Annotated in this window: 12 protein-coding genes; 4 read left to right on the forward strand and 8 right to left on the reverse strand. The window is 76.5% G+C overall.

Translation table 11 applies throughout. From position 1 onward, the window contains the following. Positions 1–11: 11 nt before the first annotated feature. Complete coding sequence (locus IE170_RS22800) at positions 12–776, reverse strand: trypsin-like serine peptidase (RefSeq protein WP_223857154.1); 765 nt, start codon at positions 774–776, stop codon at positions 12–14. Positions 777–916: 140 nt separating this feature from the next. Next, positions 917–2389 carry a glycosyltransferase family protein gene (locus IE170_RS22805; protein WP_189811304.1) on the reverse strand — a complete coding sequence of 491 codons (1473 nt, stop codon included), beginning with the start codon at positions 2387–2389 and terminating at the stop codon, positions 917–919. A gap of 163 nt (positions 2390–2552) precedes the next feature. Here IE170_RS22805 and IE170_RS22810 point away from each other — a divergent pair, with 163 nt between their 5' ends. Beyond that, positions 2553–3842, forward strand: coding sequence for an ATP-binding protein (locus IE170_RS22810; RefSeq protein ID WP_189811305.1), 1290 nt, complete (start codon positions 2553–2555; stop codon positions 3840–3842). 27 nt (positions 3843–3869) lie between these two features. Here the strand turns inward: IE170_RS22810 and IE170_RS22815 are convergent, their stop codons facing one another. From IE170_RS22815 to IE170_RS22830, 4 genes are all read right to left on the reverse strand, one after another. Beyond that, on the reverse strand, positions 3870–4448 hold the full coding sequence (locus IE170_RS22815; RefSeq protein WP_189811306.1) for a hypothetical protein: 579 nt from the start codon (positions 4446–4448) through the stop codon (positions 3870–3872). Continuing rightward, positions 4445–6103: a serine/threonine-protein kinase gene (locus IE170_RS22820; RefSeq protein ID WP_189811307.1), complete on the reverse strand. Its 1659-nt coding sequence runs from the start codon at positions 6101–6103 to the stop codon at positions 4445–4447. Before IE170_RS22820 ends, IE170_RS22815 begins: the two co-directional genes overlap by 4 nt. Before the next feature lie 150 nt (positions 6104–6253). Next, positions 6254–6745, reverse strand: coding sequence for an NUDIX hydrolase (locus IE170_RS22825; protein ID WP_189811308.1), 492 nt, complete (start codon positions 6743–6745; stop codon positions 6254–6256). A gap of 55 nt (positions 6746–6800) precedes the next feature. Further along, complete coding sequence (locus IE170_RS22830) at positions 6801–7850, reverse strand: cation diffusion facilitator family transporter (RefSeq protein WP_189811309.1); 1050 nt, start codon at positions 7848–7850, stop codon at positions 6801–6803. A gap of 151 nt (positions 7851–8001) precedes the next feature. On the opposite strand from IE170_RS22830, the gene IE170_RS22835 reads away from it, so the two are divergent. Both IE170_RS22835 and IE170_RS22840 read left to right on the forward strand, forming a co-directional pair. After that, a complete protein-coding gene (locus IE170_RS22835; RefSeq protein ID WP_189811310.1) occupies positions 8002–10413 on the forward strand; it encodes an FHA domain-containing protein in 2412 nt (803 codons plus the stop codon). A 4-nt stretch (positions 10414–10417) separates the two neighbouring features. Beyond that, positions 10418–11062 (forward strand): SH3 domain-containing protein, encoded by a 645-nt coding sequence (locus tag IE170_RS22840; protein WP_189811311.1) that lies wholly within the window; start codon positions 10418–10420, stop codon positions 11060–11062. Between the two features lie 12 nt (positions 11063–11074). Here IE170_RS22840 and IE170_RS22845 read toward each other — a convergent pair whose 3' ends face one another. Next, positions 11075–12352, reverse strand: a complete 1278-nt coding sequence (locus IE170_RS22845; protein ID WP_189811312.1) for a streptophobe family protein — start codon at positions 12350–12352, stop codon at positions 11075–11077. 513 nt (positions 12353–12865) lie between these two features. Here IE170_RS22845 and IE170_RS22850 point away from each other — a divergent pair. Then, positions 12866–14110, forward strand: coding sequence for a DUF6777 domain-containing protein (locus tag IE170_RS22850; RefSeq protein ID WP_189811313.1), 1245 nt, complete (start codon positions 12866–12868; stop codon positions 14108–14110). On the opposite strand, the gene IE170_RS22855 is transcribed toward IE170_RS22850, so the two are convergent. Next, entirely contained in the window at positions 14107–14577 is a 471-nt protein-coding gene (locus IE170_RS22855; RefSeq protein ID WP_189811314.1) for an SRPBCC family protein, read from the reverse strand. The genes IE170_RS22850 and IE170_RS22855 overlap by 4 nt on opposite strands. Between the last annotated feature and the right edge of the window lie 15 nt (positions 14578–14592).

A 14592-nucleotide genomic window follows, 5' to 3' on the forward strand; every position in this document is an offset into this window, starting at 1 on the left:
CCCGCCGCGGGTCAGGCCCGCGCCGAGGCCTCCCGGTACAGCCGCACCGCCCGGTCGCCCATCACCGCGCTGTACGAGACGTCCGGGTCCGTGCCGCCGCCCTCGTGCCCGCCGAGCACGCCGGCCACGGCGCCGCCCACCAGCCACGGGCTGCCGCTGGTGCCGCCGCTGAGGCCGGGGCAGGCGATCCGCCGCTGCGTCGGCGCGTGCAGGACCGTCGTGTTCGTGCAGCGCAGCGGCGCCTCCGCGGTGCGCGGGTAGCCGACGACCGTCGCCGCCGCGCCGGCCGGCTGCCCGCCCGCCACCGGGAAGCCTCCGACGGCCTCCTCCACGGGCAGGGCGGCCCCGCCGCCCGCAGGGACGACCGTGGCGAAGGCCAGGTCGGCGTCCGGGTCCTCGCGCTCGGTCCAGGACCGCGCCGTGTGGACGCCGGTCAGCCGCCACAGCCCGTACGGGGCCCTGCCGTCGCGGTAACCGGGTGCGAAGACCGTGTTCAGCGGGTCGGCCAGGCAGTGCGCGGCGGTGGCGATCACGTCCCGGCCGGCGCTGCGGACCACGGAGGCGGTGCAGAAGTGGCCGCCGTCCAGCCCTCCGGCGAACAGCGGCCCGACCCGGTCCGCCGCCGCGCCGGGCGGCGCGATCACGGTGGTGCCCGGGGGCGGCAGGGCGGAGGCGTCCGGCACGTGGGCGCCCAGCAGGGCGGCCATAGCGGCGAGGGCCGCGAGCGTCCGGGCGGCCCGGCGGACGCGATTGCGGCGCGGCGTTCGGCTCGGCATGCGCGGGATCATGGTCCGAGCCTCCCCGTCGAAACCATGAACGGAGCCCGCTATTCCATATGAATCCGCTGTGAATCCCGGCCCGGAGGCCACCCCGGGCGGCCCGGCCGCGTCCGGCAACGGCGCCCGGTAGAGACGACCTAGCGGCGCTCGTACACCGTCACCCGCCGCCCCCGCACCTCCCGGTCCGCCACCACCGCGAAGTGCTCCGCGAGCACCTTCGCCTTCGCCGCGTCCCGCGCCGCGCCCGACGGCTTCGCGACCCGGGCGGCATCCGTCACCAGCAGCACCCGGCGCTGCTCCAGCAGGGCGGCCCGGATCCGCGCCGGATCCGCCTCCTCGCCCTTGAGCGTCGCCGACTCGACCGGGCCGCGCTCCAGCGCCACGTCCGCCAGCCCCGCGAACGCCCCGGGCGACACCAGCGCCGTGTCCCTGCGGGCCGCCGGTACGAACACCACCGCATCGCCCGGCCGGCCCAGCCGGGCCACCTCCCCGGCCACCGCCAGCACGTCGTCGACCCGGCTCGCCGGCGACCGCTTGGCCAGCGACTGCGGCAGCAGCGCGAGCACTGCCGCCGCCACCACGGCCGGCACCAGCAGCGCCGACGCGCGCGGGAACCGGGGCGCCAGGGCCCGTACGCCCGCCCCCAGCGCCGCGCCGACCAGCAGCGCCAGCCCCAGCATGCCGAACAGCACGTACCGCTCGAGGAACAGCGGCTGCACCAGCGAAAGCCCGATCAGGCCCAGCTGCGGCACCGCCAGCAGCGGCAGGCCCACGGCCGCGGCCGACAGCCGGCCCGCGCGCGGCCGGTCCGCCGCGGCGCACAGCCCGCCCACCGCAAGCAGGACGGCCGGACCGATCATCATGTGCCAGGTCAGCGGCGGTATCCAGGACACCTGGTCGGACTGGCTCCGGCTGAACAGCACCAGCGGCAGCGCCCCGGCGACCGCCCCGGCCGCCGCTGCCGCCCAGCGCGCCACCACCGCCCGCGGCGCGCCCGTCCACCACAGGGTCGCGGCGTGCGCGGGGAGGACGAGCAGCGACAGCCAGTTCAGCAGCGCGCACAACAGCACCGCCACCGCGTAGGCCGTCCAGCGCGGCCACTCCCGCCGGCCCGGCCGCCCGCCCTCCGCCCCCGCCGCGTCCGCGAGCAGCGACACCAGCAGCAGCGTCGACAGCCCGGCGCCGGCCGCGACCAGGGCGTACGGGCGGCCCTCCTGGAGGTGGAACTGCACGGCCGGCAGCAGCGGCAGCGCGAACCCGCCCGCCAGGCCGGCCAGGCGGCCCGCCAGGCGCTCCCCGAGCAGCGCCGTGCACGCCGCGGCGGCGGCGACCGCCAGCACCGACGGCAGCCGCAGCGTCGCCGTGCCCGGCCCGAACACCTCGAAGAGGCCGTGCATCAGCAGGTAGTACAGCCCGTGCACGGCGTCGACGTTCCCGAGCATCGCCCAGATGTCCCCGGCCGAGCGCCCGGCCACCTGCCAGGTGGCCGCCTCGTCCCGCCACACGCTGTCCTGCCGGGACAGCCCCCACAGTCCGAGCCCCGTCGTCCACAGCACCGGTGGCAGCCACACGGGGAGGCGGCGGAGGGCGGTTCTCGTGTGAAAGGCCATGGGGCGGTTCGAATCCTCGAAGGAGTGTGCGAGCGGAAGGTGCCAGTCTATGGACGCGCCGGACGGTTCACCGCCCCGCTGTTGTGCACCGCGGCACGGGAACGCACGCCCCGGCCGCCCCTAGCCTCACCGCACAGGAGCACGAACGAGGGGCGGTACCCGGGTGAACTGGCTCATCCACGACTACCGCGAGAGCGATCTCGCCGCGGTCGTCCATCTGATCGACACGACGGCCGGGCTGGGCCAGGAGTCGGTCTTCTCGCTGGCCGAGTGCATCAGCGCGCTCACCGGCCGGCAGCCCTGCGTGGTCGCCGTCCACCAGGGCGTCCCCATCGGCGCCGCCCTCGCCTGCGTCACCGGCGAGCGCGCCTGGGTGATGCGGATCGCGATCGCCGCCGGGTGGCGGGGGCGCGGCCTGGCCAGCGCCCTCCTCGTGGAGCTTGAGCGGCGCCTGGTCGCGGCCCGCGTCGGCCGCATCGCGTACGTCCTTCCGGAGGAGGAGCTGCTGGGGGAGGGCCTGCTCAACGCCGGCTACACCCGGCAGCCCGCCGTCGCCTACTTCGAGAAGACCGAACCGCTGCACGGCCCCGCCGCCGGCCTCCTCGACGACCTCGGCGGACGCTTCCTCGCCGGCGGCCTCTGGGCGAAGGTCGCCGGAATGGAGAAGGAGAAGGACCTCATCGAGCGGCGCGTGGTGCTCCCGCTCGCCGAACCGGAGCGGGCCGCCGCGCACGGCGTCCGACCGCCCCGCGCGATCGCCCTCTTCGGGCCGCCCGGCACCGGCAAGACGACCTTCGCCCGTGCCATCGCCTCCCGGCTCGGCTGGCCCTTCGTCGAACTGCTGCCCTCCCGCCTCGCCGACGGCGGCAACCTGGCCGCGGCGCTCCGGCAGGCCTTCGCCCGGATCGCCGAACTGGAGCGGGTCCTCGTCTTCATCGACGAGGTGGAGGAGATCGCGCCCGTACGGTCCGAACCGGCCGCGCCCGGCGGCGTCCACGGCGTGACCAACGAACTGCTCAAGCTCATCCCCGGCTTCCGCGAGGGCGACGAGCGGCTGCTGGTCTGCGCCACGAACTCCATACGCTCCCTCGACCCCGCGTTCCTGCGGCCGGGGCGCTTCGACTACCTGATCCCCATCGGCACCCCGGACGCCGCGGCCCGCGCCGCGATCTGGGCCCGGTACACCGCCGGGCGGGGCGGCGTCGACGTGCCGGCGCTGGTCGCGGCCACCGAGCTGTTCACCCCCGCGGACATCGAGCACGCGGCGCGGATCGCGGCGCAGGTGTCCTTCGAACGGGACCTGGAGGCGGTCGGGGCGCACGGGGCGGCGGCGGCGCCGCCCGGTGCCACGACGGAGGACTACCTGGCGGCGGTCGCGCAGTGCAGGCCGACGGTCACCCCGGCCATGACGGGCGAGTTCGAGGCCGACATCACCGCCCACGCCCGCTGCTGACCCGTCCCCTTCCGCGCCGGGGGCGGCCTACCGCTCGCAGCGGTACGTGAAGGCGGTGCGGGCCGTGCGGGTGTCGGGGGAGAGGATCTCGACGGTGGCCGACGCCTCGAGGACGCCCTCGCCGCGGAACGTCCACAGCAGGTGGAGGCGGGCCTCGTCGCGGCCGCGCGGGACGCGCTCGGTGAGGGCTTCCGTACGTGTGCCGTCGCTGCGGAGCCAGCGGTACGTGATGGTCCCCGGGCGCCCGTTGGTGCGGACGAGGGCCACCACGTCGGCGGTCGAGTCGCAGCCGGGGTCCCGGCCGTCCGCGGTGGCCGCCGACACCTCCCGCACGGCCAGTCCCGGCCCGAACTCCTGCCACAACAGGTAGCCGAGCACGCCGAGCAGGACCGCGCCGGCCAGGGTGTAGCGGCGCCACTCCGGGCGGCGCCGCGGACGGGGCGGGAGCACGACGGGGAAGGGGGCCGGCGCGGCCGCCGTCACGCCCGGGCCGAACCGCAGGACCGAGCCCTCGACCCGGTCGGGGACGGCGTCCCGGAGCTCGGGCGGCCCGTCGATCCAGTGGCTGCCGAGCACGGTGGCGCTGTATTCGTCGTCGTTGTTCATGCGGGGGAGCACCTCCTCACGACGAGGCTGTCGGTGGCCGGGCCCTGGCCCGCCGCCGGGGAGGTCGTCACTCGGACGCCCCAATGGCAGCCGCCGCCCTTGAACGTGTGCGTGACCGGTCCTGCCGCGGCCAGGGCCGCCGTACCGCCTCCGGCCGTGTGCTCGTACACGGTGGTGCCGTCGGGCTCGGCGAAGGCGTCGCCGTCGTCGCCCGTGAACCACTGCACGGTGACCCGGACCGGGCCGGTGCCGGTCGTCTTGAACGAGATGTCCGCCGCCGCCGTGTCCGGGCCGGTCTGCGCCAGCTGCACCCCGACGGCGTGCACGACCGGCGTCGGCTTCGGCGTCGGCGTGGCGGTCGGCGAGGGCCGCGGGGACGGCGGCCGGGCAGGCGAGGCGGACGCCGACGGCCGCACCACCGCCGAACGGCTCGGCGACGGGCGGGCCGACAGCGACGGCCAGGGCGAGGGCGACGGTGAACCGCTCGCCGACGCTGACGCCGACGCCGACGCCGACGGCGACGGCGACGGGGACGCCGGAGGCGAACCGGACGGCGACACGGACGGCCCCGGCCCGGGTGTCACCGGCCGCGAGGTCGCAAACGAGTCCGCCGCCCGCGCAGCGCCCGGCTCGCCGCCCACCGCGCTGTACGCCGCACCGATGACGACCCCCAGCACGAGGGCCGCGCCCGCCGCGATCGACCCGCGCCGCCCCGGCGCCCAACCCGACCCCCGCCCCAGCGAGGTCGTCGCGACCGCCGTCGTCCCCGAGGCCGTGCCCCCCGAGGACGGGAACAGCAGCGGCAGCAGCGCGGCCGCCGCCGCGAGCCTGCGCTGCCCGCGCTCCTCCCAGTCGGGCCCGTACGCGGCGAGCGCCAGGTGCTCCAGCTCCGCGACGAACTCCTCGGCGTCGCCCGGGCGCTGCTCCGGTGACTTCGCCATGCCGCGGCGGATCAGCGGCCGGACCGTCTCCGGAGCCTCGTCCTCCGGGACGGGCGCCTCCACGTGCTGGACGGCGAGCTCCGCGAAGTTCTGCCCGGGGAACGGCTTGTGGCCCGTCAGGCACTCGAAGAAGGTGGCCGTCGCCGCGTACACGTCGGCCGCGGGCGAGGCCGGCCGCCCCTGCCACTGCTCGGGCGCCATGTAGGCGGGCGTCCCCGCGACGCCGGGGGTGGTGCCGCGGCGCGCCGCGATCCCGAAGTCGACGAGCTTGGAGGAGCCGTCGGCCGCGACGAGGACGTTCTCCGGTTTGTAGTCGCGGTGGACGACGCCCGTCCGGTGCGCCGCCGCCAGGCCGAGCAGCGAGCCCTTCAGCACGACCAGCGCCGCCTCCGGCCCGGTCTGCCCCGACTCCCGCAGCACGGCCCGCAGCGAGATCCCGTCGACGAGCTCCATCGCGATCGCGGCGCCGCCCGGTGCCTCCACGTATTCGTACAGCCGCACCACGTACGGGGAGTCGAGGCGGCCCAGGAGCCGTGCCTCGGCCCGGAACTCCGCGAGGAACGCCGGGTCCTCGCGGAGCCGCTCGCTCAAGTACTTCACCGCGACGGGTGTGCCGGTCGCCCCGTGCACGGCGAGGACCACGCGGCCCCCGCCGCCGGCGCCGAGCTCCCGGACGTGCGCGTAGCCGGGCACCGTCCAGCCGTACGTCGTCATCGCCTGCCCCCGTCCGTGGCGTCACCGTGACCCGGTCCGGCCGCGTAGCCGGCCGGCCACCCCCAGTGACACGGTTTCCGGCCGGGCCGGTTCCCAACCCGGCACGGGGCGGCTCAGCCCGCGGCCCCCTCCGGGCCGCCCGGGTTCCGCTCAGCCCGCCAACAGCTCCAACAGCCGCTCGACGAACGTGACCTGTGAGGCGATCAGCTTCGTCCTGGCCTCCTCCGGGGTGAACCAGGCCACCCGGTCCAGCTCCGGGAACTCCCGCGTCCGCCCCGAGCGGGGCGGCCACTCCATCAGGAAGGTGCCGGGCACCATGAGGGCCGGGTCGAGGTCCGCGCGGACCGCCCAGATCACCACCTGCTTGCCGCTCGGCATCCGGGCCCCGCCCAGCGGGAGGTACGGTCCTTCCGGCGGGGGCAGGCCGATCTCCTCGGTGAACTCCCGCCGGGCCGCGTCCAGCGGCGCCTCGTCCGGCTCGTACTCCCCCTTCGGGATGGCCCAGCCGCCGGCGTCGCGGCGCTCCCACAGCGGGCCGCCCATGTGGCCGAGCAGCACCTCGACCGCGGGGGCGGACCCGGGTGCGGCCGCCGCCCCCGCCTCTCGGAAGAGGAGGAGCCCCGCACTGCGCTTCGTCGTCATGGCCGCATGTATGCCCGGCGGGCGCGCCGCCAGTCCGCCGGCGCGCCGCGCCGGCTCAGTGGTCGTGCGGGCCCTGCCGGTGGACCGGGCCGTGGGCCTCGGCGCAGTGCGGGTCGCCCGCGTCGTCCGCCGTCCGGCCGACGGTGAGCAGCGCCTCCTGGGCGTGGTCCACCTGGAGCGTGGTGTGGGTGATGCCGTACTCCTTGGCCAGCAGCCGCTCCAGGTCCCGACGTACCGCGTGGCAGTCGCCCGCCGGCTCGACCAGCACGTGCGCCGACAGGGCGGCCTGGCCCGAGGTGATCGTCCAGATGTGCAGGTCGTGGACTTCCGTCACCGGCGGATGTCCGGCAAGCCGGTCGCCCACGGCGTCCGGGTCCAGGTGGGCGGGGGCCGCCTCCAGGAAGATCCGGCCGGACTCGCGGACCAGCCCGTAGCCCGCCTTGACCATCAGCGCCACCACGACGAGCGTGGCGATCGCGTCGGCCTGCCGGAAGCCGGTGGTCAGGACGACGAGGCCGGCGACGGCCGTGCCGATGAACGCGAACAGGTCGTTCAGGACGTGCTGGTAGGCCCCCTCGACGGCGAGCGAGGAGCGGTTCGCACGGGAGATGCACCAGGCCGCGGCGATGTTGACGAGGATGCCGGCGAGCGCGGTGACGAGCACCAGGCCGCCCGCGACCGGCGGCGGGTCGATCAGCCGCTCGACCGCCTCGTACGCCAGCCAGACGGCCAGCAGCAGCAGGGTGAGGCCGTTGGCCTGGGCGGACAGTATCTCCGCGCGCTTGAGCCCGTACGTGAACCCGCCGCGCGCCGGGCGGGCGGCGAGCCGCATCGCGATGAGGGCGAGGACGATCGAGACGGCGTCGGTCAGCATGTGCGCCGCGTCGGAGATCAGTGCGAGCGAGCGGGCGATGACGCCGATGACCACCTCGACCGCCATGAAGGTGCCGATCAGGGCCAGTGCGGCGGCCAGCCACCGCCGGTCCGCGTCGGCGGAGACCCCGTGGGAGTGCCCGCCGGGGCCGTGCCCGTGGCCGTCGTGGCCGTGTCCGCGGCCCTGGTCGTGCGTGTGTCCGGCGTCGTGCATGTGGTCGTGCACGCTCATGGCGTCCCCCGTCCGGTCGGTTCCGACGCGTGAAGTGAAGCGCACTGTGAAGCAATGGGCAAAGGCTGCAACGGGGACCGTTGTCATTACGGTTAACACCCCTCTGACCTGCGGTTATGCCCCGCCGAAAGGATCGTGGGAAAATCTGCTCATGGCCCAGCCCTCAGGTGTGCCGTCAGCCGCGCCCGAGCTAGTCCTGGAAACCGACGCGGGCTCCACCCCGATGAGCCCGAGCCGGACCTACCACGTCGGCCGCGACCCCCTCTGCGAAATCTGCCTCGACGACGCCCGCGTCTCCTGGCACCACGCCGTGCTGCGCCCCGAAGGCGACCACTGGACCGTCCAGGACGAGGACAGCACCAACGGAACCTGGGCCGACGGCCACCGCGTCCGCGAGTGGAACGTCGGACCCGGCAGCGAGCTCCGCTTCGGCAGCGCCACCGACGGCCCGCGCGCCCTCCTCCTCGACCGCGGCCGCGCCGCCGCGCCGCCGCCGGCGCCGCCCGTCGGCCCGCTCGCCGACGCGCCCCCGCGCGCTCCCGCGCCAGGCGCCCCCGCCCGCGTCTCCAGCCCGTCGCTGACCGGTACCTTCCGCCGCCCCACCTCCGTCCGGCAGGTCCCGGCCAGCACCGCCGTCCGCATCGGCCGCGCCGACGACAACGACCTCGTCATCGACGACCTCGTCGTCTCCCGCCGGCATGCCGAACTCCGCGCCCTCCCCGACGGCACGCACGAGATCCACGACCTCGGCAGCCACAACGGCACCTACCTCAACGGCGTGCGCACCGACCGCGCCACCGTCTCCGAGGGCGACATCATCGGCATCGGCCACACCGCCCTCTGCCTCGTCGGCGGCCGCCTCCAGGAGTACACCGACACCGGCGAGGTCTCCCTCGACGTCCAGGACCTCACCGTCGCCGTCGACCGCGGCCGCAAGACCCTCCTCGACCACGTCTCCTTCCCCGTCGGCGCCAAATGCCTCCTCGCCGTCGTCGGACCCAGCGGAGCCGGCAAGTCCACCCTGCTGGGCGCCCTCACCGGACTGCGCCCCGCCGACCACGGCACCGTCCTCTACGACGGCCGCGACCTCTACCGCGACTACGCCGAACTCCGCAGCCGCATCGGGCTCGTCCCCCAGGACGACATCCTGCACGCACAGCTCACCGTCCGCCGCGCCCTCACCTACGCCGCCGAACTCCGCTTCCCGCAGGACACCGCGAAGGCCGAGCGGCAGGCCCGCGTCGACGAGGTCATCACCGAACTCGGCCTCGACCAGCGCGCCGACCAGCCCATCCACAGCCTCTCCGGCGGACAGCGCAAGCGGGTCTCCGTCGCCCTCGAACTCCTCACCAAGCCCTCGCTGCTCTTCCTCGACGAGCCCACCTCCGGCCTCGACCCCGGCATGGACCGCTCCGTCATGCACATGCTGCGCGGCCTCGCCGACGACGGCCGCACCGTCATCGTCGTCACCCACAGCGTCCTCAGCCTCGACGTCTGCGACCGGATCCTCGTCCTCGCCCCGGGCGGCCGCACCGCCTGGTACGGGCCCCCGCAGGAGACCCTGCCCTTCTTCGGCTTCGACCAGTGGCCGGAGGCCTTCGAGGCGTTCGAGGCCGATCGCGACCGCGACTGGGCCGGCCGGTACCGCTCCTCCCCCCAGTACGCCCGGTACGTCCGGGGAGCCGCCCGCCAGCCCCGGCACCCCGGGGAACGGCACTCCGGCGCCTTCGCCGCCCCGCCGCCCAAGGCCCAGAGCTGGGGAGCGCAACTGTCCACACTGGTGCGCCGCTACGCCGCCGCGCTCGGCGCCGACCGCACCTTCCTCGCCATCATGGTCGCCCTGCCGTTCGTCATGGGCGCCATGGCGCGCGCCCTCGCCGGCGGCGCGCTCACCCGCGAGTCCGCCGTGAACGTCCTGCTCATCCTGTGCGTCGGCGCGGTCCTGACCGGCGCCGCCAACGCCGTCCGCGAACTCGTCAAGGAACGCACCATCTACCAGCGGGAACGGGCCGTCGGCCTGTCCAGATCCGCCTACCTGATGTCCAAGGTGGCTGTCCTCGGCGCCGTCACCACCGCCCAGGCGGCCGTCCTCACCCTGGTCGGCCTGTACGGCGTCGACACCAACGCCCCCGGCGGCCGAGGCGTGCTGCTGCCGCCGCTCGCCGAGATCATCCTCGCCACCGCCCTGCTGTCCTTCACCGCGATGATGCTCGGCCTGCTGGTCTCCGCCCTCGTCCGCAAGGAGGAGGTCACCATGCCGCTGCTGGTGCTGCTCGCCATCGTGCAGGTCGTCTTCTGCGGGGCGCTGCTCCGGCTCGACGGCGCACCGGTCATCGGCCAGCTCGCCTGGCTCGTGCCCTCCCGCTGGGCCCTCGGAGCCATGGCCGGCACCGTCGACCTCGGCGCGATCGTCCCCGGCGCCCTCACCGCCGACCCGCTGTTCGCGCACGACCCCCGGGTCTGGCTGCTCGACCTGGGGATGCTCGCCGCCCTGTCCGTGCTCTTCGGCGTGCTGGTCGCGCGGCTGCTGCGCCGCCACGAGCCGGCCATCATGCGGAAGTAGCGCCATGGGCGTACCCGCGGCGCACGGCGGCACCGAGTTCCGCCCCACGCACGTCGTCCCCCAGAGCGGGATGCCGGCCTGGGAGGAGCCCGACGTCTCCCGGCCGACCGTCCCCCTCGACCCCTTCCTGCCCGTCCAGCTGCTCGACCGGCGCGGGGAGTGGGGGCAGATCGTCTGCGCCAACGGATGGTCCGCGTGGGTGGACGGCCGCCTCCTCGTCGCCGTACCGCAGCCGCCGCCGACCGGCGGCCGGCCCGTCGGCCGGGCCGAGGACCCCCTCCCGCTGCTCGCCCGCGCCGCCGACGCCCTCGACCGCTACCGGCAGGCCGCGGAGGAGCACGCCGCGGGCCGGCTGGACCAGGAGGGGTTCCGCAGCCGTACGCGCGGTCTGCGGTCCGGGGCCGTCGTCGACGGCGAATCCGTATGGCTGTACGACGAGGCCTCCGGCCAGTGGATGTACGGCGATGGGACCCGCCTCGCCACCTACGCCGCCCCCGCGCCCGGCGCCGAGCCGGCCCCGCGGGCGGAGCCGACGCCGACCGCCGTGGGAGAGGGCGGCCCCGCGGTGGAGCGTCCGGCTCCGGCGGCCCGGAGCGACGGCCACGAGCCGACCCGGGTCGTCACCCCGCCGGAGACGGGCGGCCGCTGAGCCCGCCCGGGGTCACCGCCCGGGCGCCGCTGACCGCTCGCGGGCGGCGGAACGCCGGTGCACCGGCCGGGCCAGCAGGGCGCCGAGGAAGCCGGCGGCCGCACCCCACACCACGGCGAGCCCCACGTTCCGCCACAGGACGGGCAGCAGCTCGACCGTGGTGCCGAGCCCGCCGGTGTCGCCGATGCCCATCAGTGCCAGCCCGAAGTGCGCTTCGACGGAGGCCAGCAGGGACACCGCCAGGGCGGCCGCCCCGAGGGCCACCGCCAGGTGCAGGGCATGCTGCCGGGCCCGTACGCGTGCGGGGGAGCGGAGGGCGGCCAGCAGGCCCGTGCCGAGCAGGGCGAGCGCCGTGACGGCCACCAGCCACCACATGCGCCCGTCCTGGCGGGCGAGGTCGGCGACGTCCACCGCGGACCGGTCGGCGTCGCGCACGACCCGGTCCAGCACCTGCGGCATCGGCAGCCCGAACGGCCCCTCCGCCCGGCCGTCCCACGCCCCGCCGAAGCCGAGGGTGAGTGCGAGCCAGGCCAGGTTGGGCAGGGCGAGCAGGACCACGGCGAACACCCGGTCCGGCTGTCCCCGCGTGGCCGCTGCGAACAGGCCGATGCCGAACCCGAGGGCCACGTACGCGAGGAGCAGCACGACGGTCGCGGACGCGGCGGGCCGGACCGCCGCGTGGAAGCGGACCAGCCGCGCCGGCAGCGGCGCCCGGCGCGAGACGAGCAGCGCCACCAGCAGCAGGCCCGCTATCCACAGCAGTCCGAACAGGAGGGTGGCCGGCAGGTCCGCGCGGAAGCCGACCGTCGGCGCCGGCCCGAGGAGCTCGGAGGCGTCCTCCAGCGCCGGGTCGCCGGGGCTGACGGCGAAGTCCTGGCGGGCGGGCAGCGCGGTGGCGGTGAGGGCGGCCAGCCACAGCAGCACGAGCGGGCCCGCGCGGGTGAGGAGTTCGCGTCCGCCGGCGACGGCCCTGTGGCGCAGGGGGCGCAGGAACAGCATGGCGGCGGTGAGGGCGCCGACGAGGCTCACGGAGAGCGGGAGCACCGCAAGGCTCCCCTCCGCCCGGAGGAGTCCCTCGCCGCCCGCCACCTCGACGGAGCCTCCTGCGGCGAGCACGACCACGGCGGCCACGACGCGCGGAAAGGCGGCGCCCGGCAAGCGCGCGGCGCCCGCGCAGGCCAGCCCCGCGGCGGCGACCGCGGTCATCACCGCGAAGCCCGCCACGACGGCGACGAGGGCGTCACGCCAGGCGGGCAGGGCTCCCCGGGAGTCCGCGGACGTACGGCTCACAGCGCCACCGTAGGCAGCCCCGGCTTGCGGCCACCACCGGAAGGCCGCACACAATGGTCCGCAGGAGTGGCCGCACCCCGCGATCGGCCCGTCCCGGCGACCGCGCCCCGACACCGGCGGCCCGTACCGATCCCCATCCGCCTCGGACCCGACCCGCCCCCCGACTCGCCCCCGCCCCGCCGGCCCCGACGGCCGGCCGTCCCGGGGGCCGGGTCGGGGGCGCCCGGCACTGGAGCGCCCGTGACCACGCAGCCTCCTGGCATACCGCCCTCGGACCGCCCCGGCGGCCCTCCGTCCGGGCAGCCCGCCGGCCCGCCGGCCGGACCACTCTCCGGCGGCCCGTCCTCCGGCCCCCCGACGGTGCCCGGCGGGCCCGTCCCCGCAGGCCCGGCCGCCGGTGGACCCCCGCCGGGCGGCGGGGGCGGGGGAGCGGGCGGTCCGGGCGGAGGCGAGCCGCCGAGCACCCCGGGCCCGCCCGGCGGACCCGGGCGGCGCCGCAAGCGCCTGCCGGCGGTGGTCGCGGCCGTCGCGGCGCTCGCCGCGGCCGTGGTGCTCGCGGTGGTGCTGACCCGGCCCGGCGGCGGACCGTCCGCGACGGGCGGCGAGCTGTTCCTCGAACCGGCCTCGGCGCAGGGCCGGGCGCCCTTCACCGAGTCCACGGCGACGGTCCCGGCGGGCGCCGCCGAAAGCCCCGTGCCGTCCGGGGACGTCCCGGACCGGCCGCCTGCCACCGCCACCGGCACCGTCACCACCCGCTCCCTGACGGGTGCCTCCCCGGGCCTGTACGGCGGCAGTCGCGACACGGCCAGCTGCGACGTCGAGGAGCAGGTGCGCCTCCTGTCCGCGGACCAGGCCAGGAACGCCGCGTTCGCCGAGGCCCTCGGCATCCGGCCCGCGGAGGTCCCCGGCTTCCTGCGCTCGCTGACCGCCGTCACCCTGCGCGCCGACACCCGGGTCACCAACCACGGCTACCAGGACGGCCGCCCCACGCCGTACCAGGCGGTGCTCCAGGCCGGTACGGCGGTCCTGGTCGACGACCACGGCGTGCCGCGAGTGCGCTGCGCGTGCGGCAACCCGCTGGACCAGCCGGTCGCGCTGAAGCCGGACTCGCGGCGCTTCGGGCAGCCCTGGGCGGCGTACCGGCCGCAGGACACGGTCGTGATCAGGCCGACGGTCGTCGTCATCAACAAGATCACGTTCTACGACGCCCGGGACGGCCGCTGGTACCAGCGGCCGGCCGGCGGCGCCAAGGACGCGGACCGGCCCGTCAGCCCGCCGCCCGTGCCGCCCGGACTGGACCCGACCCGCAGCCCGGCGGCCACGGCGACCCCGACGGGCGGGCGGACCCCGCCGACGACCCCGCCGGCATCGGCCACCCCGACCGCCACGGCGACCCGGACGGCCCCGACCACTCCGACGGCCACGGCCACAGCCACGGCCACGGCGACGCCGACCGCCGCCCCGACCGGGACGGCCACCCCCGCCCCGACGGCCGGAGAGACGGGCGCCGACCGCGAGCGGTACGGCAACGCCACCGAGACCGGGACCCCGTCCCGCGCCGTCACCCCCTCGGGGACGGAGCCCGGCCCTGCCACCCCGACCCGCGACGCCACCGCGACAGGCCGGGCCACCCCGACGGCCCCGGTCCGCCTGACCCCCGTCCCCTCCGAGGGGCCGACCAAGCCGTACGAGCCGACGCTCACCCCGACAGGTCCTGCCCCGGTCTCCCCGCCGACGTCACCCTCCCCGGCTCCCTAGGACAGGCCCCCGTCCCGTGGTGCCTCGACGGACGCGGCAACATCCGCCAGGTCCTCGGCGACCGCCCGCGTCCCCAGCCGGTTCAACAGCCGCATGAACACGCCGGGCGGCTTCCCGCCCGGCGCGGGCGACGCCGAGAACGCCATCCGGACGACGCACCGCCCCGGCGCCCGCTCGTCCACCCGGAACTCCGACGCGTAGCGCATCCCCGAGTTGTAGGCCTCGGCGACGTAGCGCCGCGGCGCCTCGCACACGCTGACCCTCATCTCCTCCGTGGCCCGCGAGCCGAACATGCGCCGTGTCTCCCGCCACCGGGTGTCCACCCCGAACGGACCGGGGGTGAGCACCTCCACCGCCTCCACGCCCGACAGCACCCGCGGCATCGCCTCCAGGTCCGTCAGCGCCCGCCACACGCGCTCCGCCGGAGCGGCCACCTCACGCTCCACGACCACCCGGGGTTCTTCCATACCCGGATTGTCGCG

The organism is Streptomyces toxytricini (assembly GCF_014649915.1).
In the GTDB taxonomy this organism is placed as follows: Bacteria; Actinomycetota; Actinomycetes; order Streptomycetales; family Streptomycetaceae; genus Streptomyces; species Streptomyces toxytricini.

What these genes read in the sequence shown, in the direction of transcription:
- IE170_RS22800 (WP_223857154.1), bottom strand. Translation starts at nt 776, where the DNA reads ATGCCGAGCCGAACGCCGCGCCGCAATCGCGTCCGCCGGGCCGCCCGG.
- IE170_RS22805 (WP_189811304.1), bottom strand. Translation starts at nt 2,389, where the DNA reads ATGGCCTTTCACACGAGAACCGCCCTCCGCCGCCTCCCCGTGTGGCTG.
- IE170_RS22815 (WP_189811306.1), bottom strand. Translation starts at nt 4,448, where the DNA reads ATGAACAACGACGACGAATACAGCGCCACCGTGCTCGGCAGCCACTGG.
- IE170_RS22820 (WP_189811307.1), bottom strand. Translation starts at nt 6,103, where the DNA reads ATGACGACGTACGGCTGGACGGTGCCCGGCTACGCGCACGTCCGGGAG.
- IE170_RS22825 (WP_189811308.1), bottom strand. Translation starts at nt 6,745, where the DNA reads ATGACGACGAAGCGCAGTGCGGGGCTCCTCCTCTTCCGAGAGGCGGGG.
- IE170_RS22830 (WP_189811309.1), bottom strand. Translation starts at nt 7,850, where the DNA reads ATGAGCGTGCACGACCACATGCACGACGCCGGACACACGCACGACCAG.
- IE170_RS22835 (WP_189811310.1), top strand. Translation starts at nt 8,002, where the DNA reads ATGGCCCAGCCCTCAGGTGTGCCGTCAGCCGCGCCCGAGCTAGTCCTG.
- IE170_RS22840 (WP_189811311.1), top strand. Translation starts at nt 10,418, where the DNA reads ATGGGCGTACCCGCGGCGCACGGCGGCACCGAGTTCCGCCCCACGCAC.
- IE170_RS22855 (WP_189811314.1), bottom strand. Translation starts at nt 14,577, where the DNA reads ATGGAAGAACCCCGGGTGGTCGTGGAGCGTGAGGTGGCCGCTCCGGCG.